Here is a 17,560-nt window from a genome sequence, read left to right as displayed (position 1 = left end):
GACTTACGAAAGGACCCCGAATGGGTGTCAGCTTGACCAAGGGCGGCAATGTTTCCCTCACCAAGGAAGCGCCGAATCTCACCGCCGTGGCCGTCGGCCTCGGCTGGGATGTCCGCACGACCACCGGCACCGATTTCGACCTCGACGCCAGCGCGATCGCGACGGGCGCCGACAAGAAGGCCATCTCCGACCAGCACTTCGTGTTCTTCAACAACATGAAGACGCCGGACGGCTCGATCGAGCACGCCGGCGACAACCGCACCGGCGAGGGCGACGGCGACGACGAGGTCATCAACGTCGACCTCGCGGCAGTCCCCGCGAATATCGAGAGCATCTTCTTCCCGGTGTCGATCTACGATGCCGAGACCCGCAGCCAGTCGTTCGGTCAGGTCCGCAACGCCTACATTCGCGTCGTCGACCGCGCCAACGGCAACGAGCTGGCCCGCTACGACCTCTCCGAGGACGCCTCCACCGAGACCGCCATGGTGTTCGGCGAGCTCTACCGCAACGGTGCCGAGTGGAAGTTCCGCGCGGTCGGCCAGGGCTACGCGTCCGGCCTGGCGGGCATCGCCCGCGACTACGGCGTCAACGTCTGATTCGTCGTCAACCCGATCCGGTCCCGGTCATATCCGCCGGGACCGGATTCTTGTCTCCTGTTTGCAGTACCTCGCTGCATCGACCTGACTATCGATAAGAAAGGCCGCAGTCGTGATACTGCGAATATTCGGGGCGTCGTTTGCCGTCACCGTCGTCTCACTGGTGGTCGCCTTCCTCTACGGCGGCCCCCAGGCACTGTTCCTCTGCGTCATCCTCGGCATCCTCGAGGTGTCGCTCTCGTTCGACAACGCGGTCATCAATGCGACCGTGCTGCAGCGGATGAGCGAGTTCTGGCAGAAGATCTTCCTCACCGTCGGCATCCTCATCGCCGTGTTCGGTATGCGCCTGGTGTTCCCGCTCCTGATCGTCTGGGTCGCATCCGGTCTCGGACCGGTCGACGCGCTGAACCTCGCGTTGAATCCGCCCGCCGACGGTGCCGCCTACTTCCCGGACGGTAGCCCCAGCTACGAAACACTCATCACCGACGCACATCCGCAGATCGCGGCGTTCGGTGGCATGTTCCTGCTGATGCTGTTCCTGCACTTCATCTTCGAGGAACGCGACATCCACTGGTTGCGGTGGATCGAACGCCCACTCGGGAAGGCAGGCAAGCTCGACCAACTCGAGGTCGTCGTCGCGGCGGCGCTGCTGCTCGTCACTGCCACGGTCATCGCACCCGACGACAAGGTGTCGACGGTGATGATCGCCGGTGTGCTCGGCATGATCACCTACATCGCGGTCAACGGTCTCGGCGAGATGTTCCACATGCCCGAGGAAGGTGAGGAAACCAGCGGCGGTCCGTCGGGTCTGGCGAAGGCCACCGGCAAGGCAGGCTTCTTCCTGTTCCTCTACCTCGAGGTTCTCGATGCGTCGTTCTCGTTCGACGGTGTCATCGGCGCGTTCGCGATCACGTCCGATCCGATCATCATCGCTCTCGGTCTCGGCTTCATCGGCGCGATGTTCGTCCGTTCGATCACGATCTTCCTGGTGCGCAAGGGCACGCTGTCGGAGTACGTGTACCTCGAGCACGGCGCGCATTGGGCGATCGGTGCGCTCGCGCTGATCCTGCTGTACTCGATCGGTACGCACGTTCCCGAGGTGATCACCGGCCTGGTCGGCATCACCCTGATCGGAGCGGCATTCGCGTCGAGCATCTACCGCAACCGCAAGGAGAAGGCTCGGGAAGCACTCGTTTCGTCCTGATCTGCACCTGATCTACCGCGTCACCCGGTGAGGGGAACCATCATTCGGCTTGTCCGAATGATGGTTCCCCTCACCTGCTTTGCGGGGTCGACCGAGGGCTGGGTGTCAGGAGATCGGGGCCAGTGGCGCGTTCGCGCGGTCGAACTCGGGAACGACGAAGTCGATGTCGTACGAGGTCGTCGTATCGTTTCCGGCGAAGACTTCGCGCACGATGCGGCCGTTGTCGTCGATCCACAATTCGAGGGACGTAGGCGTCTGCTCGATCATGATTCGGCGCATGTCGTCGGCGCTCGGGGTGCCGGGGCCGGTGGGCAGCGAATCGGCGAACGTCTCGAGGAGCGCATCGGCGTAGGCCGCGACATCCAGTGTGGCAGTGAACCGGGTGGCGTCGGCGGCCTCGACGACCTCGGTACCTTGCTCTTCCGCGCCGGTGGTGAATTCGGCCAGGAGCGCGCTGCTCTGCTGCCGATTCCGGACCAGGTCCCGGATGAGGAACATCTGGCCGGTCTGGTCCGAGGCGACATCGACGCGATACCAGACGTCGGCCTCGAGGATGGAAGCGCTGGCCTCCGGCACATCCGTGAACTGTGCAAAGAGGTCATCGCCCTCGAACAGCACCTGCATCGGCCCGTGCGGCGAATTCGGTATCTGCCCCAGGATGACATCGCGCGACGTGTCGATCGTTGTGGTGACGATGCTGCCCTGTGCCTCGATCCGACCGCGCTGCACCTCTTGGTTCGCCGTGGTCTCGTACGCGGCGCGGACGGTATCGAGAGCGGACTGTGCCGACGAATCGGCGTCGGCCGAAATACTGCCGGCAGAAGCGCTGTCGGTCGACGTGGAATTTCCATCACTGGAGCATCCTGCGCCGAACAGTACTGCCGAGGCTGCGATCACCGCGCCGGCCGTGCGAAGACGTGTCGATACGAACATGCTGGAACTGCCCCCTGGTTGCGTCGAGCGCTCGTTCGGCGCCCCGGCCCGGGATACTATCGCGCCGCGTCTGCGCCGCTTCCACCCTGGCGTCGGCACGGCGAACCGGGTGGTGGGAACCATCATTCGTCCTGACCGGCTGAAGGCGCCCATCACCAGGTCACTGCGCGGGCGCCAACCGACTCCCTGATCCTGTCGAGTTTCAGCCGGTGGGTGTGCGGGGTATTCGGGCGAGAAGAGCATGTCGAACGGGAGGTCGCTGTGTCGATGAAGCCGAAGACGGTCCTGGGAACTGTGGCTGCTACAACGATGACTGCGTTCGTCGGTTCCGTGGCTTCTCGCGAGGCGGATTCCCACTGGTACCGCACACTGCGTAAGCCTTCGTTTCAGCCTTCCCCGGCGACCTTCCCGGTCGTCTGGACCGTGCTGTACGCCGACATCGCGGTAGTCGCCGCAGCGGCTGTCGACGAGTTGACCGAACAGCGTGACCTCGGCGCGCGACGGAACTACATCGTTGCGCTCGGTGCGAATCTCGCCCTCAATGCCTCATGGTCCTGGGTGTTCTTCCGGGCCGGGCGACTTGTTTCCGCGACGGTGGTGGCGGCACTGCTCACCGCGAGCAGTGCCGATCTCGTGCGACGCACCGCCGTTGCCGTTCCCGCCGCGGGGGTGGCAATGTCGCCGTACGCACTATGGACAGCTTTCGCGACGGCGCTCAGCGGCCGGATCGCACAACTCAACCGGTGACGGGCCGGGCGCCCGGCGGGCACGGTCAGGCGTACGCGATGATGGGGCCATGCTCGAAACCCCCGTGATGATCGGCATCGCGTCCATTTGCATCGGATTCGTATTCTTCCTGGCCGCGGCTGCCGGTACCAGGAGCAAGTGGGACAAGAAGGTCACGATCACCCTGTTCGTCGTCGCGATCGTGTTCATGACGATCATCCCGGTGATCGGTGCGGTCGGTTTCGCCGCTTGACCGGTTTCGCTGCCCGCCGGGTTCGCTGCCGGGCAGAAGTTTCGCTGCAGGAGAAGAAGTCAGGTGAGAAACCCGTGAAGGCGGTTGGCGAACTTCTCGGTCCGGTCGACGAATCCGGTGTGTTCCCCCGGGAACTCGACGGGTGAGACGGCGATAGCGTCGGCGAGCGCGGTTGCTGTCGCCGATGTGATCAGGTTGCCGGACTCGGCGCCGATTCCGATGACGATGCGCTCCGACGCTTCCGACAAGGCGGCGAGATCGGGAAGATAACGGGTGGTCGCCCGCAATTCGTGAGCGAAGAATCGGGCACCGTCGGCGAGGTCTTGCGCCGACGGTTCACCGGGTTCACGTTCGGTGTTTTCGTCGTCGTCCGGCCCGGTGGTGTCCTATCCGGCGGTGGACATGAACGCTCCCCACGCCGCGTCGATGCCGGCGCGGTGGAAGGTGTCGATCACCGCGTCCACAGCGGCGCGGCGTGCGGCGGCGTCGGGTAGTAGTTCGAGCAGTGGCGGTTCGTGGGCGACCAGCGTGCGCACTCTGTCCGGGTATCGAGCCACGAGCGCGAGTCCGGTGACGGCACCACCGCTGGTTCCGAATATGTCGGCGGATTTCACATCGAGGGTATCGAGCAGACGAATCAGGTCGGTGGCGCGCAGGTCCGGCGTGGAATCGGTGGTGGGGTCGTCGAGGACGCTGCGGCCGATGCCCCGCGGATCATGGGTGACGACGGTGTGGGAGTCGGCGAGTGCGTCGGCGAGCGGTGCGAGATCCGCGGCGCCCATCGGGGCACCGGTGAGAATGACGAGTGGTCCGGTGCCACGGACCTCGCAGTGCAAGCGTCCACCTGGAACGGAAACTGTGTGTGTGGTGTCCATGCGGATACAGACCAGCACGAACGGCGGTTCTCATCGCATTGATTATCGAGGACCGAATCTGTCCGCAATTGCTCATACCGTCGACGATGTCGTCGCGCGGGATACCGAGACGTTCGTCGGGTCGCTCGACCTCGATCTGCAGGTGCCGTTGCCCACCGCGCCGTGCGGCGCCCGAGCGGGAATGGTGGAGCGCGCGAAAGATCTTGCTGTACATCATTCGTGAGACCGCCCACCACAGCGGCCATGCGGACATCATCCGGGAGTCGCTGGACGGCGCGAACACCACTATGCAGCGCGGCGCCGACGCCGGCATGGCCTTCGAGTAACTGTTCGTACCCAACCATTTCCGAGCGAATGTACCGTTCGTCTCCTTCATCGGATCGGGCGATACATTCGCTCGAAAGTGGGTGCGCGATCCGGCGCCCTCGGCGAGGCGTCCCCGTTGTGGGTCCGGGTATCGAATGCTACTGTCACGCGTGTATATACAGAAGCGCACTGTGTATATATAGAACAATCGTCGAGGTGTTGCCGGCACAGGGCGTGGCCGCGACGACTGTCAGCGACAGGCGAACCCAGCCTGTGGCTGCCCAGGCCGGCCGACGGACGGAGCTACCATGCCGCTTGCCTTGTGCGCCTCGTCGCACTCGCCGCTGATCGGCTTGAACGATCCGACGGCAGACATCGTGAACGAGGTGGACGAACAACTCGCCGGGGCCAAGGCCTTCGTGGAAGCCTTCGATCCCGAACTCGTGGTCGTCTTCGGTCCCGACCACTACAACGGATTCCTGTACGACCTGATGCCGTCGTTCTGCGTCGGTGCGGCAGCGACATCCGTGGGTGACTACGGACTGCCGAGCGGGCCGCTCGCGGTGGACCGCGACGCCGCGTACGCCATCGCGCGGCACGCACTCGACTCGGGTATCGACGTTGCGCTGTCCGAGGCGATGCGGGTCGACCACGGATTCGTTCAGCCGCTGCTCTTCCTGTTCGATTCCGTGGACAAGATCCCGCCTCTGGTCCCGGTTTTCGTCAACTGCGTCGCGGAACCGCTCGGCCCGGTGAGTCGAGCCCGTCGGCTGGGGGAGGCGGTAGGGCGAGTCCTGGTGGAATCCGGGAAACGCGTACTCGTCGTCGGGTCCGGCGGCCTCTCCCACGATCCGCCCATCCCTCGACTGGCGGGCTCGACTCCGGAGGTTGCCGCGCGGATCACGCACGGGCGCAACCCGAGTGCGGAGCAGCGCCGCGAGCGGGAAACTCGTACCGTTGCTGCCGCCGGTGCGTTTGCTGCGGGATCCGCAGAGTTCCACGACCTCAACCCGGAGTGGGATGCCCTGGTGCTCGACATGTTCGAGACGGGCGATATCGCTGCGTTCGACGAGAAGTCGAACGACTGGTTCGTCGGGGAGGGTGGCCGTTCCGCCCACGAGATCCGTACCTGGATCGCGGCGTACGCTGCCCTGTCCGCGCAGGGTTCGTACGAGATGACCAGTCGGTACTACCGGCCTATCAAGGAGTGGTTCGCCGGGTTCGCCGTCACCACCGCAACGCAGAAGGAAGGTGTTTCGCGATGACGATATGGGACGACCTCGGTTCGGTGGCCCACACGGTCGAGTACCGGGAGATCGGCGGATGGCGGACCCGGGTGCTGCGGGCGGGATCCGGTCCTGCGCTGGTGCTCATGCACGGCACCGGAGGTCACCTGGAGGCATTCTCACGCAACATACCGGCGCTTGCCGAGTACTTCTCCGTCATCGCGTACGACTTTCCCGGACAGGGCTATACGACTCCGGCCACCCGCGACCTCGAGATCGATGCCTACGTCGACCACCTCGCCGCATTGCTCGATGATCTCGGCATCGAGCGAGCGCACCTGTCCGGCGAGTCGCTCGGTGGCTGGGTGGCGCTGAAGTTCGCTGTTGCACAGCCCGATAGGCTGTATCGGATCGTGCTCAACACACCCGGGGGCACGATGGTAGCCCCCGAGGTGATGGCGCGGATCCGGGAGTTGAGTCAGGCCGCCGCCGACGAACCGACACCCGAGCGCATCCGGACGCGTCTCGAGTGGCTCATGGCCGATCCCGTCAGTGTCACAGACGAACTCGTCGGGTGTCGCCGAGCGATCTATTCGCAGCCGGGATTCGCGGAGTCGATGCGGCACGTCCTGTGCCTGCAGGACCCCGAGGTGCGCCGACGCAACATGGTGACCGACGCCGATCTGGCGGCGGTGACGGTGCCCGTGCTCGTGATCTGGACCAGCGACGACCCGTCCGGACCCGCGGCGGCCGGTATGGAGATGGCCGACAAGTTGCCGAACGGGCAGTTCCTCTTCATCGACGGCGCGGGGCACTGGCCTCAGTGGGAACAGCAGGAGACCTGCGACAAAGCCGTGATCGGGTTCCTGTGCGACGCCGACCGACCGGTTGTCGCGTGATCTTCAGGCGTCGAGTATCGCTCGGGCGATGTCCGCGGCCGCCCGCACGACCTCTGGTGCCGCCGCGGCCAATTGATCCTCCCGGTGGCTCATGAGAGTGAGGCACGCGGTGGGATGCGAGTTCGCGATCGGAGCCGCGACCGCGTACACGCCGGTTTCGACTTCGCTCGAGCTCGTGGCGTAGCCCTGCCGGCGCGCTTCGGTGACGGCATCGGGTTCGGCGGGCAGCGCCGGACCGGCGGCCAGGAGTGCGTAGCCGGCCGCTCCGCGATCCAGCAGCGTGCGCATCCCGGCGCGGAAGGAGATGTGCTGGGGGACGGTGACGGGTTCGACGACCTCGATGGAGACGGCCTCGTCTTGCTCGGCCACGAACAGGTGAACGGTGCAGCCGACCTGGTCGGCGAGACGTCGCATCACCGGTGTGGCGATCTCGCGGAGCGCCGGTAGATAGGCTGTCGAGAGGGACGCCAGGCGTGATCCGGGGCGGTATACGCCGTCCGAGCCGGGTGTCACGAACCCGAAATCGCGTAGTGTCTGCAGGATTCGGTATGCGATCGAACGGTGGACTCCGAGTTCTTCGGCCAGCCGCTGCACGGTCATGCCGGTCGGCGAGTCCACCACGGCGAGCAGCGCGGTGAGTCCGCGAGCCAGGGTTTGGCTTCCGACCTGGGGTTGGGGCCGGGGGCGTGCATCCGGAGTTGTCATGCCGGATCAAGCCCGGGTGTGACGCTGCCGCACGCCCGGTGCGGGCAGGCAAACCGACTCGTGTGCGAATAGAGCGACATGCAGCTCATTATATACACGAAATGTGACTTCGGTGTTGACACGGCATCAGCTCTTCGCCATTGTCTGTGTGTATATAGAAGCAACATGTTCGATAATTACTACAAACAGTCCAGGGGGCGACGTGACCGCCGGTCAAGAACGATCCGCCGCGGCGCCGGACGCCGTCGACGTCCTCGTGGTGGGGGCGGGTCCTGTAGGACTCACCCTGGCGAACATCCTGGGGGGCCGCGGGTTGCGGGTTCTCGTCGCAGAGGAACGCGATGTGCTCATCGACTATCCGCGTGGTGTAGGCCTGGACGACGAGTCCATGCGTGCCTTCCAGGGCATCGGATTGTCCGAACATGTTGAACGGCACCTTATTCCGAATCAGATCCTGCGGTTTGTCAACGGCAAGGGCGAGCTCCTCGCGGAGATGGCACCGAGTGAAGCGCAGTTCGGCTGGCCCCGGCGCAACGGATTCGTCCAGCCGCTCGTGGATGCGGAACTCCTGAAAGGACTCCGGCGTTTCCCCACCGTCGAGGTGTGCTGGTCCACTCCGATGCAGGACGTGCGGGAAGTGGATGACGGTGTCGTGGTTGAACTCCTCGCGGACGGTCGCCCGCGCCAGGTGCGCGCGCGATACGTGGTCGGATGCGACGGTGGTCGCAGTCGCACCCGCCGGATCATCGGCACGTCGTTCGACGGAGTCACCTCGGCCACGCGCTGGCTCGTCGTGGATCTCGCGCACGACCCACTCGGCTCACCGAACAGCTACGTGGGCGCCGACCCGGAACGGCCGTACGCCTCCATCTCGATCGCCCACGGTATCCGGCGCTTCGAATTCATGCTCATGGACAACGAATCCGACACCGAGGTCGACGATCTCGGATTCGTACGGAAGCTTCTAGGCAGGCACGTCCCGCGTCCGGAGGACGCCGAGATCATCGCGTATCGCATCTACACCCACCACTCGAGGATCGCGGGCGAGTTCGGTCGCGGACGCATCTTCATCGCGGGCGACGCAGCGCATCTGATGCCGGTCTGGCAGGGGCAGGGATACAACAGTGGCGTACGCGACGCGGTGAACCTCGGCTGGAAGCTCGCGGCGGTGTGCTCCGGGCAGGCCGAACCCGACCTGCTGACAACCTACGACGAGGAGCGCCGCGGCCACGCGCGAGCGATGATCGACCTGTCCACCACGGTCGGACGGGTGATCTCGGTGCGGAACACGCGCCTCGCCTGGCTTCGCGACAGGGTGCTTCGGTCGGCATCGGCGCTCCCCGTGCTGAAGCGATACATCCTGGAAATGCGGTTCAAGCCGATGCCACGGTACGAGACCGGGGCGGTTGTCGCCCGCCCCGGCAAGACCTCGCCGGTAGGACGGATGTTCGTCCAGCCCGAGGTGGTCACCGAGAACGGTCGGTGCCTGCTCGACGAGGCGCTCGGGAATTGGTTCGCGGTGCTCTGCTGGAACAACGACCCCACCGCGGTTCTCGACAAGCCCAGCGTGGAGGCGTGGCGCGCGATCGGCGCTCGACTCGTCGCCGTTGTACCGGCAGCCCAGATCGGGCAGACCTCGTACGGCGACGATGTGACCGTGGTGGGCGACCGGGGGCAGTTGAAGGCGTGGTTCGACGTCCACAGCGAATCCGTCCTGTTCCTGCGCCCGGACCGCTTCGTGGCCGCGGCAGGCATCGCCCAGGACGCCGGTCTGCTGTCGGCGCAACTGCTGGGCGTTCTGGGTATGGAGAAGCACCTGGTGCGCGACGTCGTCGACGTGACCGCAGGCTGACAACGGCTGGAACTCACACGAGATCTGCCGGATGCTGATCTTCGCGGCCGACCGATAGGACGCGTCACCGGATCAACAGTCACCGGATCAACAGAGGAGCACGAGGATGTCGAAGAGCGAACCTCCGTCAGCAGAGGACATCGTCCGCTACGAGAAGGACCCGGCGACGAAGATCGCGACGATCACGTTCGATCGACCGGACCGGCTGAATGCGCCGACGGTCGAGGCACGCCTGCGATATGCCGACCTCCTGCATCGAGCGAACATCGACGACGACGTGAAGGTGCTGGTGGTGCGGGGCGAGGGGGACGATTTCGGGAGTGGAGTCGATCTGCCGGACTTCATGGAGGGCGTCGAGAGCGGGGACTCCGCCGAACGGCTCAAGGAATTCGAGATCGACGACCCCGATGTCGTCTATCCACCCAAGGATTCGTATCGCAACATGGGCAACTACGGACCGTGGTTCGCCAATGCCCGGTCCGGTTGCCGGAGCCTGCAGGAGTTCAGCAAGATCAGCATCGTCGAGGTCAAAGGCTACTGCTACGGGTGGCACTTCTACCAGGCCGCCGACGCCGACCTCGTGATCGCCTCCGACGACGCGCTGTTCGGGCACGCGGCGTTCCGCTATGTGGGCTGGGGACCGCGCATGTGGACCTGGGCGATGACGATGGGGATCCGGCGTTTCCAGGAGATGGTGTTCACCGGGCGGCCGTTCACCGCCGACGAAATGTACGAGTGCGGTTTCCTCAACAAGGTCGTGACCCGCGACCGTCTCGAGGCCGAGGTGCAGACGTACGCCCAGGCGTGCGCGCGCAACCGTCCGACGGACACGGTGGTCATCCAGAAGATGTTCTTCCAGATGATGAAGCAGCATCAGGGAGAGTACCTGGGAAGTCTGCTCACCGGCATGGTCGAGTCGATGGGGCGGTTGGTCCGCCCGGACGAGCACGAGTTCCATCTGAATTCCGCGATGATGGAGGCGGGGTTGACCGCATCGGTCAAGGCCAACGACGAGAACTTCCCCCCCGAGTTTCGACTCAGCAAGGCCGCTCGGAAGCGGCCGTAGTCGGGCTGCCCGGAAGCGGCCTCGGCCCGCTTGGACGCTGTCGGGTCTGTCCGTCAGCTTTCGGCCACGTCGAACGTCCTGCGCAGCACCGCGTGGACGTCGTCGAGGAATCGCCGGGTCTGTCGCGTGCGGGGGCGCGCGACGAATCCGCCGTGGATCACCCCGGGATAGACGTGGAGTTCGACCGGAACCCCGGCGCGGGACAACTGTGCGGCGTAGCGGAGATTGGAATCGAGCAGCGCGTCCACGTCGCCGATACCGATGAATGCTGGAGCTACGCTGCGTAACTCGCCGGGTGTCGCCCGTCCGGGTGTGGCCGTGGCCGGCGGTGTCGTATCCCCGAGTCCGCCGAGGTAGGCCCGCCAGGCGTGACGCTCGGCCTCGAGCTGCCACAGGCCCCAATGGCCGGCGCCACCCTCGAGCGCCCGAACCGATCCGTGTTCACGATCGTCGAGCATGGGATAGACCAGCAGTTGGAGTGCGGGTTGCGGCAGGCCGACCTGGGCGAGGCGGATGCACAGCGCGGTGGCGAGCCCGGCGCCGGCGCTCGCACCGCCGACGACCAGCCTTTCCGGGTCCACTCCGAGAGCGTCGGCGTTGTCGAGGAGGTGACGCCAGACGGTTTCGGCATCGTCGAGTCCGGCCGGATAGGGATTCTCGGGTGCCAGACGATAGTCGACGGATACGATCGCGCATCCGAGTTCGGCAGCCATCCGATCGAGCCGATCGTCGTTCTCGGCGAGCGAGCCCATGATGTAGGCGCCGCCGTGGAAGTACAGCACCGTCGGGAGTTGCCCGGTGGCTTCGCGCGGCCGGTACCACCGGACGGGTACATCGGGCCGCCCGTTCGTACCGGGGACGACGTCGTCGACTCGGGTGACGTGCTCGGTCGTCGGGATAGGAGGTGGGGTGACCCGGGAATAGCTGGCGCGGATGGTCTCGATGCTGGTGGTGTCCCATCGGGTCAGCAGGTCGAGCCCCGCGAGCGTTACCGGCTCGACCCGGCGGTGGACCGCGATGGCAGGTTCGGCCGGTCCACGGACGGTGGGAAGTGCCCCGAGCGAATGGCACAGGCCTGCGGCCGTCCGGGCGGCTTCAGCGGCGGGCCGTAACGGCGCGGCGAGAACGGGGGGTTCCTTCCGGACCCGAACCCGTTCGGCGAGCTCGGTGGCGAGGAGTTCGGACCCCGGTGCGCCGAGGACCGCGATGCGGCTCGGATCGGCGCCGAACAGGTCGGTCGCCACCGATCGAGCCCATTGCAGGGCGCGATCGCCGTCGTCGAGCGCGCTGCCGGACCGGGTGGGGACCTCGACGATCACCAGTCCCGCGTCGGCGAGCTTCCGATAGGTGTGCGTGTGATCGGCTGCGGCGGGACCGTCGTCGAGGACGAGCGCCAGGTACCCGGTGTTCGCCGGGGACGGCGTCGATCGGTGCGGCACGAAGCTGCGGACGCTCAGTCCGGCCCCCACGTCGTGGTAATCGCGGTCCGCCACCCCGACCTCCGTATCAAATAACGAACTATACGATTCGAAAAATACACAGAAACCGTAGCCGACGGGGTGGTGCCTCACAAGACGTCGAGGCGAAGCCTTGACGACGCTGCACCCTCCCGACAGAATGTGTGCATATAGAATCGAATCGTTCTTTAATTACAACGTATCTCGGGTGTGTGAAACGAAGAAGGAGCCGGAAACCCATGACGGAAGCGTGGCACAGCTCGGCCGGTGAAATCGAAGTTCCCAGCGCGACGGAGGTTTTCGCGGCTTGGCTCGCGGAGTTCGCCGACGCGCTCGGTAGGGGCTCGGCGGTTGATTTGGAAGCCTGCCTCCATCCCTCGGCCACCTGGCGCGACTTCATGGCCTTCCCGTGGGGCTTCCACCACGCTGTCGGCGGCGAGCAGTCGGCCGGGCGATTGACGGAACTGGCCAAGGAATGGAGCGCATCGGGATTCGCGGTGAGCTCCGAACAGGAACCCTTCGTCTCCGCCGGCGACATCATGGGATTCTTCGACTTCACGACCAGCGACCGGATCAACCGTGGGTTCGCCCGGCTCGTGCGCGACGGCTCTCGATTCGTCGCCCTCACCCTGCAGACCCAGGTCGAATCGCTTCAGTCGTTTCCCGAGCGGACTCGTCACCGCCGCCCGGAAGGCAAGGTCTACGGCGTCGTCCCGGGCCGCACCCGCTGGGCCGACGATCGGAACGAGGAAATCTCGTTCGACAACCGCGACCCCGCAGTCCTCGTGCTCGGAGCCGGGCACAACGGCCTGGCTCTCGCGGCGCGGCTGGGTGCACTCGATGTCGACACGCTGGTGATCGACCGCGAGGCGCGCATCGGCGACACCTGGCGCAAACGCTATGCGTCTCTTGCACTGCACAGCACCGTCTACGGCGACCACCTGCCGTATCTTCCCCTGCCCGCCACGTGGCCGGCGCACACCCCGAAGGACAAATTCGCGAACTGGCTCGAGGCGTACGCCACCACTCTCGACCTCAATGTGTGGACCAGCACGACCTTCCTGAACGGCCACTACGACGAGACCACGGAACGGTGGACGGTCCGCGTGCAGTCGGGCGACGGCTCGATCCGCGAGCTGCACCCGCGCCACTTCATCGTGGCGGGAGGCATGTTCGGTGCGCCGCGCATTCCCGAGATCGTAGGACTCCAGGAATACCGCGGCGTCGCAGTGCATTCCGACGAGTTTCAGGACGGTGCTCGCTACGCAGGCAAGAAGACGCTCGTCATCGGGTCCGGGGTCAGCGGCCACGAACTTGCACACGATCTCTGGGAACACGACGCCGACGTCACGATGGTGCAGCGCACGTCGACCTACGTCGTGACCTACCCCACCTACCACAAGTACTGGTCGACACTGTTCACCGAGGATATGACCCTGTCACCGGACCTCGCGGACCAGATGACCTACGCGCTGCCCAGTGAACGGGTCGACGAACTCAACAAGGACCTCGTACAGCTCGCGAAGGAAGCCGACAGTGAACTCCTCGGTGCATTGGAATCCCAGGGATTCAAGCTCAACTGGGGTCCGGACGGCACGGGCATCATCGGTGCGCACATGTCCGGCAAGGACAGCTATCAGATCGACATCGGCGCATCCCAACTGATCGCGGACGGTCGGGTCCACCTGAAGCAGGGTGTCGAGGTCGCGACGATCAAGGACGGCACAACCGTCGTGTTCACCGACGGGTCGCAGATGCACGACGTCGAGCTGATCGTCTTCGCGACCGGCTACCACCAGTTCTGGGGTCACATCGGGCCGGTTCTCGGTTCGGCGGCAGCGAAGATCGACAAGGCCTACGGGCGTGCGGCCGACGGCGAGTACGCGAACACCTGGCGTCGTTCGGCCCAGCCGGGACTGTGGTTCGGGACCGGCTTCATCCGCATGGCGCGCTTCTATTCCCGCTTCACGGCACTGTTGATCAAGGCGATCGAGGAAGGCATCGAACCGGTGGACCCGGCGTCGTGATCCCTGCGGGGCACGCCGCGCACCGCGCGGCGTGCCCGGACTACCGGTCGCGCAGCACGCCTCGCTGGATCTTGCCGGTCGCGGTCTTCGGGAGTGCGTCGAGCACGTACACCTCGCGGGGCCGCTTGTATGCTGCGAGGCGCTCGCCCGCGAACAAGGTCAGTTCGACCGGATCGGCTGTTTCACCCTCTCGCAGTGAGACATACGCGACCACCGCTTCACCGCGGTAGTCGTCGGGGACACCGACCACCGCAGCCTCGAGGACCGACGGGTGTTCGCACAACACGTCCTCCACCTCCCGGGGCCACACCTTGTAGCCCGAGGTGTTGATCTGATCCTTGATGCGGTCGACGAGATAGACCCAACCTTCGTCGTCGATGACAGCGACATCGCCGGTGTGCAGACGACCCCCCGGAAGTGTTCTCTCCGTTGCCTCTTCGTTGTGCCAGTAGCCGGGAATCACCTGCGGTGCGGTGACGACGAGTTCGCCTTCCTCACCCGGGGCCTGCTGCCGTCCCTCGGCGTCGACGGTGACGACTGCGACACCTCGCGTGGCCACCCCGACCGAGAGTGTCCCGCTCGGCCCGTGGACGGGCGCAGCACGACCCGGTGGCACCGCGATACCTCCGCCGGTCGTTTCGGTCATGCCCCAGATGTTGTGCAGGTAGACGCCGAAGCGGGCGCGGAAGGCCGCGATCGTCGCCGGTGGGATCGGTGCGCCACCGGAGTAGATGAACTTGGCGCTCGCGAAATGGTCGGGGCCCGCGCCGGGGACACCGAAGAACGCATTGAACGCGGTGATGGACCCCACGGTCGTGGTGACCCCGTGCTCACGGAACAGGTCGAGCACCACCGAGGCCTCGAACCGTCCGCCCATACTCAGTGTCGCATCGCCCAGCAGCGCGATTCCGGCATTGAGCGAGAGACCGGTGATGTGGAACATCGGAGCGATCGCGTAGGACACGTCGCCCGGTGCCAGCCGGATCCACTCCGCATAGCTCGCCACGGAGCACAGGAAATTGCGATGAGTATTGAGGGCGCCTTTGGGGGGCCCCGTCGTGCCCGAGGTGTAGGTGATGAAGGCGATGTCGTCATGGTCTCGCGTGACCGGGGCCGGCCGTCGGCCACGCCGGTCGACCAGGACGGTGGCCAGGTCGCCGTCCGGGGACGGTGCCGGATCCGGTCCGGGAAATATGCGAGAGTCGTTCCGGGATTGGAAATCCCGCGAAGATGCCGATATCAGCCAGCGCACCTGCGTCCCGGACAGGGCGCCGCGCGTCGCAGTATCGGTGCCGCGAGCGACGACGATCCCGGTCGTGCCCGAGTCCTCGACCAGCCGGCGTAGTTCGCCGCCCTGATACATCGGGTTGAGCGGCACCGCGATCGCTCCGGCCTTCCACACCGCCAGCAGTGTCAGCGGGTAGTACGGAATGTTCTGCAAGTAGATGCCGATCCGGTCGCCCGGGCGCACCCCCCGTTCCTGCAACTCGACGGCCAGTGCGTCGGAGTGCGCGTCGAGTGTCGCGGCGTCGATCGTGCCGTCGAAGTAGCGGATCGCCGCGCGATTCGGACCCGCGGTGACCCGCTCGTTCCATGCGTCGACTATCGAGGTGTACACACTCACTCCCTGCCCGTATCGACCCTGCCCGTATCGACCCTGCCCGTATCGACCCTGCCCGAACCGACCCTGCCCGAACCGATTGCGTGCCGCCCGGCGATCCAGGCGAACGTCATGCCGGGGCCGAGGGTGCCGCCGGGTCCGCCGTAGGAGGCGCCGGTCGGGGAGGAAACGTTGCCGGCCGCGTACAGCCCGGTGATGACGTGGCCGTCCAGATCGATCACTTGGGCGTGTTCGTTGACCTTCGGCCCGCCCTTCGTGCCGATGACGCCGCTCGTCAGTTCCATGGCGTAGAACGGCCCGTCCGTGATCGGGCCGAGGGTGCCCTCGATGCTGCCCTTCTTGTACGGGTCTCCCCACCACCGGTCGTGGGCGCTTTCGCCTCGCGCGAAGTGCGGGTCCTTTCCGGCGGCCACATTGCGGTTCCACTGCTCGACCGTGCGCTCGAGCTCGTCGCCCGGAATGCCGAGGGTCAAGGCGAGATCGCGCAGTGTGGCGCCTTCTACCAGCCACGACGGGGTGGTGCCCGTGTAGGGGCGACCCGTCGATCCGTAGGTGGTCAGGTAGGTGTGGTCGAAGATCAGCCACGCGGGCAGGTTGGCATACCGGAATGCGGTGACATCCTCCTGATGGAAGGCCCCCACGATGGAGTTGTAGCTCACGGCCTCGTTCGCGAAGCGCCGACCGGTCCGGTTCACCATGATGCTGCGTGGCCTCGTGCGGTCGCCGTTGATCATCTCCAGGTTCATCGCGTTGATGCCCTCGGGGAGTTCGGTGATGGGAATCCACCAGGCTTCGCGCATGTTCTGGAGTGCGGCCCCGGCACGCATGGCCATGCGCAGGCCGTCGCCGGTGTTGGTGGGGATCGATGCGGGCTTCGTCACGTGGCCGCGGAGGAAGGCGATGCGATACTCCTCGTTCCATTCGAATCCGCCGGTGGCGAGGATGACGGCTCGCGACGCATGCAGTGTCCGACGTCCGTCGGTGGTGTCGACGACGACGCCTCGCACGCGGCCGTTCTCGACCACGAGGTCGTGCGCGGGCGTCGACACCCGGACTTCGACACCCGTGCGGAGACAGGCGGCGAGGAGGGCGCCGACCAGTCCTCCGCCCATGCCGCGGAGATCTTCGGTCTCGCGGTGCGCCTTCTCTTCGTCGGTCGGGGCTTTGGGGACCGCGCAGCCGATCGCGGTTTCGTCCATGCGCAGGTACGGAGAGTAGTAGGGGGTCACCTCGACCTTGTCCTGCCAGTCGCCGAGGGTGGGGAAGGGGAACAGATCCTGCCCCAGGGTCCGGCCACCTTCGGGCTTGCCGCCGGGGTTCGACGGGTGGTAGTCGGGGAGGCCGGGGACGGCGAAGAAGCTGACGCCGGCGTCGTCACCGAGGCAGCGCACCATCTTCGGTCCGGCGTCGACGAAGGCGCGTGCCAGGCGTTCGTCGAGAATGCCGCGCCCGAGCGACATCAGATAGGCCATTGCCTCTTCGGTGCTGTCCGGCACGCCGATGTCCTGCATGTACGGGTTGTTCGGGATCCAGACGTGACCTCCCGACCAGGCGCTTGTCCCGCCGACCCGATGGTGTTTCTCGAGGACGACGACGCGGGCGCCTTCGCGGGCTGCGGTGAACGCGGCGGTGAGGCCGGCGGCGCCGCTGCCGAGGACGATGACGTCGTACGTTTCGGATTCGGGCATTCCGGTCCTCCAGTTCGGGCGAACGCTTGTGACTTGGTGTGATGCTGATTACCATAACCGTCGTGCACTAATAGAGTAAGTCTGTTCTTTATATACAACGTTGCGCTACGGGTGATGCAGAGGCGG

General features: G+C 65.7%; 16 protein-coding genes and 2 pseudogenes. 11 read left to right on the top strand and 7 right to left on the bottom strand.

What is annotated here, in order from left to right:
* Positions 1–20 precede the first annotated feature (20 nt).
* A complete protein-coding gene (locus tag WAX14_RS19720; protein ID WP_422629740.1) occupies positions 21–596 on the top strand; it encodes a TerD family protein in 576 nt (191 codons plus the stop codon).
* A gap of 112 nt (positions 597–708) precedes the next feature.
* On the top strand, positions 709–1,800 hold the full coding sequence (locus WAX14_RS19715; RefSeq protein WP_422629739.1) for a DUF475 domain-containing protein: 1,092 nt from the start codon (positions 709–711) through the stop codon (positions 1,798–1,800).
* Between the two features lie 105 nt (positions 1,801–1,905).
* On the opposite strand, the gene WAX14_RS19710 is transcribed toward WAX14_RS19715, so the two are convergent.
* Entirely contained in the window at positions 1,906–2,376 is a 471-nt protein-coding gene (locus WAX14_RS19710; RefSeq protein WP_422629738.1) for a hypothetical protein, read from the bottom strand.
* An 82-nt stretch (positions 2,377–2,458) separates the two neighbouring features.
* On the opposite strand from WAX14_RS19710, the gene WAX14_RS19705 reads away from it, so the two are divergent.
* From WAX14_RS19705 to WAX14_RS19695, 3 genes are all read left to right on the top strand, one after another.
* Entirely contained in the window at positions 2,459–2,923 is a 465-nt protein-coding gene (locus WAX14_RS19705) for a hypothetical protein (RefSeq protein WP_422629737.1), read from the top strand.
* A gap of 77 nt (positions 2,924–3,000) precedes the next feature.
* Positions 3,001–3,480, top strand: coding sequence for a TspO/MBR family protein (locus tag WAX14_RS19700; protein WP_422629736.1), 480 nt, complete (start codon positions 3,001–3,003; stop codon positions 3,478–3,480).
* 49 nt (positions 3,481–3,529) lie between these two features.
* Complete coding sequence (locus tag WAX14_RS19695) at positions 3,530–3,712, top strand: hypothetical protein (RefSeq protein ID WP_422629735.1); 183 nt, start codon at positions 3,530–3,532, stop codon at positions 3,710–3,712.
* Between the two features lie 59 nt (positions 3,713–3,771).
* Here WAX14_RS19695 and WAX14_RS19690 read toward each other — a convergent pair whose 3' ends face one another.
* Entirely contained in the window at positions 3,772–3,999 is a 228-nt protein-coding gene (locus WAX14_RS19690; protein WP_422629734.1) for a hypothetical protein, read from the bottom strand.
* Positions 4,000–4,098: 99 nt separating this feature from the next.
* Positions 4,099–4,548, bottom strand: a complete 450-nt coding sequence (locus WAX14_RS19685; RefSeq protein ID WP_422629733.1) for an alpha/beta fold hydrolase — start codon at positions 4,546–4,548, stop codon at positions 4,099–4,101.
* Between the two features lie 130 nt (positions 4,549–4,678).
* On the opposite strand from WAX14_RS19685, the pseudogene WAX14_RS19680 reads away from it, so the two are divergent.
* From WAX14_RS19680 to WAX14_RS19670, 3 genes and pseudogenes are all read left to right on the top strand, one after another.
* A pseudogene (locus WAX14_RS19680) lies at positions 4,679–4,913 on the top strand (DUF664 domain-containing protein); the annotation flags it as partial.
* Positions 4,914–5,201: 288 nt separating this feature from the next.
* Positions 5,202–6,158 (top strand): 3-carboxyethylcatechol 2,3-dioxygenase, encoded by a 957-nt coding sequence (locus WAX14_RS19675; RefSeq protein ID WP_422629732.1) that lies wholly within the window; start codon positions 5,202–5,204, stop codon positions 6,156–6,158.
* On the top strand, positions 6,155–7,018 hold the full coding sequence (locus WAX14_RS19670) for an alpha/beta fold hydrolase (protein WP_422629731.1): 864 nt from the start codon (positions 6,155–6,157) through the stop codon (positions 7,016–7,018). Before WAX14_RS19675 ends, WAX14_RS19670 begins: the two co-directional genes overlap by 4 nt.
* 3 nt (positions 7,019–7,021) lie before the next feature.
* Here the strand turns inward: WAX14_RS19670 and WAX14_RS19665 are convergent, their stop codons facing one another.
* Positions 7,022–7,723, bottom strand: coding sequence for an IclR family transcriptional regulator (locus WAX14_RS19665; protein WP_422629730.1), 702 nt, complete (start codon positions 7,721–7,723; stop codon positions 7,022–7,024).
* Between the two features lie 202 nt (positions 7,724–7,925).
* On the opposite strand from WAX14_RS19665, the pseudogene WAX14_RS19660 reads away from it, so the two are divergent.
* Both WAX14_RS19660 and WAX14_RS19655 read left to right on the top strand, forming a co-directional pair.
* Positions 7,926–9,524: pseudogene (locus WAX14_RS19660) on the top strand (bifunctional 3-(3-hydroxy-phenyl)propionate/3-hydroxycinnamic acid hydroxylase); the annotation flags it as partial.
* Positions 9,525–9,681: 157 nt separating this feature from the next.
* Entirely contained in the window at positions 9,682–10,641 is a 960-nt protein-coding gene (locus WAX14_RS19655) for an enoyl-CoA hydratase/isomerase family protein (protein WP_422629729.1), read from the top strand.
* 53 nt (positions 10,642–10,694) lie between these two features.
* Here WAX14_RS19655 and WAX14_RS19650 read toward each other — a convergent pair whose 3' ends face one another.
* Positions 10,695–12,134: an alpha/beta hydrolase gene (locus WAX14_RS19650; RefSeq protein WP_422629728.1), complete on the bottom strand. Its 1,440-nt coding sequence runs from the start codon at positions 12,132–12,134 to the stop codon at positions 10,695–10,697.
* 203 nt (positions 12,135–12,337) lie between these two features.
* Here WAX14_RS19650 and WAX14_RS19645 point away from each other — a divergent pair, with 203 nt between their 5' ends.
* Positions 12,338–14,125 (top strand): NAD(P)-binding domain-containing protein, encoded by a 1,788-nt coding sequence (locus WAX14_RS19645; protein ID WP_422629727.1) that lies wholly within the window; start codon positions 12,338–12,340, stop codon positions 14,123–14,125.
* A gap of 40 nt (positions 14,126–14,165) precedes the next feature.
* Here the strand turns inward: WAX14_RS19645 and WAX14_RS19640 are convergent, their stop codons facing one another.
* Both WAX14_RS19640 and WAX14_RS19635 read right to left on the bottom strand, forming a co-directional pair.
* Complete coding sequence (locus WAX14_RS19640) at positions 14,166–15,749, bottom strand: class I adenylate-forming enzyme family protein (protein ID WP_422629726.1); 1,584 nt, start codon at positions 15,747–15,749, stop codon at positions 14,166–14,168.
* Complete coding sequence (locus WAX14_RS19635) at positions 15,746–17,434, bottom strand: FAD-dependent oxidoreductase (protein WP_422629725.1); 1,689 nt, start codon at positions 17,432–17,434, stop codon at positions 15,746–15,748. The genes WAX14_RS19640 and WAX14_RS19635 overlap by 4 nt, the downstream gene beginning before the upstream one ends.
* Positions 17,435–17,560 lie beyond the last annotated feature (126 nt).

This window comes from Rhodococcus sp. (in: high G+C Gram-positive bacteria) (genome assembly GCF_049299235.1).
Lineage (GTDB): Bacteria > Actinomycetota > Actinomycetes > Mycobacteriales > Mycobacteriaceae > Rhodococcus.
Note: the sequence above shows the minus strand (reverse complement) of the source record. Positions and strands in the feature narration are given on the sequence as shown.

Bases quoted from the DNA above. Each gene is read 5' to 3' on its own strand.
- WAX14_RS19670 (WP_422629731.1), top strand. From the start codon at position 6,155: ATGACGATATGGGACGACCTCGGTTCGGTGGCCCACACGGTCGAGTAC.
- WAX14_RS19645 (WP_422629727.1), top strand. From the start codon at position 12,338: ATGACGGAAGCGTGGCACAGCTCGGCCGGTGAAATCGAAGTTCCCAGC.
- WAX14_RS19720 (WP_422629740.1), top strand. From the start codon at position 21: ATGGGTGTCAGCTTGACCAAGGGCGGCAATGTTTCCCTCACCAAGGAA.
- WAX14_RS19655 (WP_422629729.1), top strand. From the start codon at position 9,682: ATGTCGAAGAGCGAACCTCCGTCAGCAGAGGACATCGTCCGCTACGAG.
- WAX14_RS19705 (WP_422629737.1), top strand. From the start codon at position 2,459: ATGACATCGCGCGACGTGTCGATCGTTGTGGTGACGATGCTGCCCTGT.
- WAX14_RS19695 (WP_422629735.1), top strand. From the start codon at position 3,530: ATGCTCGAAACCCCCGTGATGATCGGCATCGCGTCCATTTGCATCGGA.
- WAX14_RS19700 (WP_422629736.1), top strand. From the start codon at position 3,001: ATGAAGCCGAAGACGGTCCTGGGAACTGTGGCTGCTACAACGATGACT.
- WAX14_RS19665 (WP_422629730.1), bottom strand. From the start codon at position 7,723: ATGACAACTCCGGATGCACGCCCCCGGCCCCAACCCCAGGTCGGAAGC.
- WAX14_RS19635 (WP_422629725.1), bottom strand. From the start codon at position 17,434: ATGCCCGAATCCGAAACGTACGACGTCATCGTCCTCGGCAGCGGCGCC.
- WAX14_RS19675 (WP_422629732.1), top strand. From the start codon at position 5,202: ATGCCGCTTGCCTTGTGCGCCTCGTCGCACTCGCCGCTGATCGGCTTG.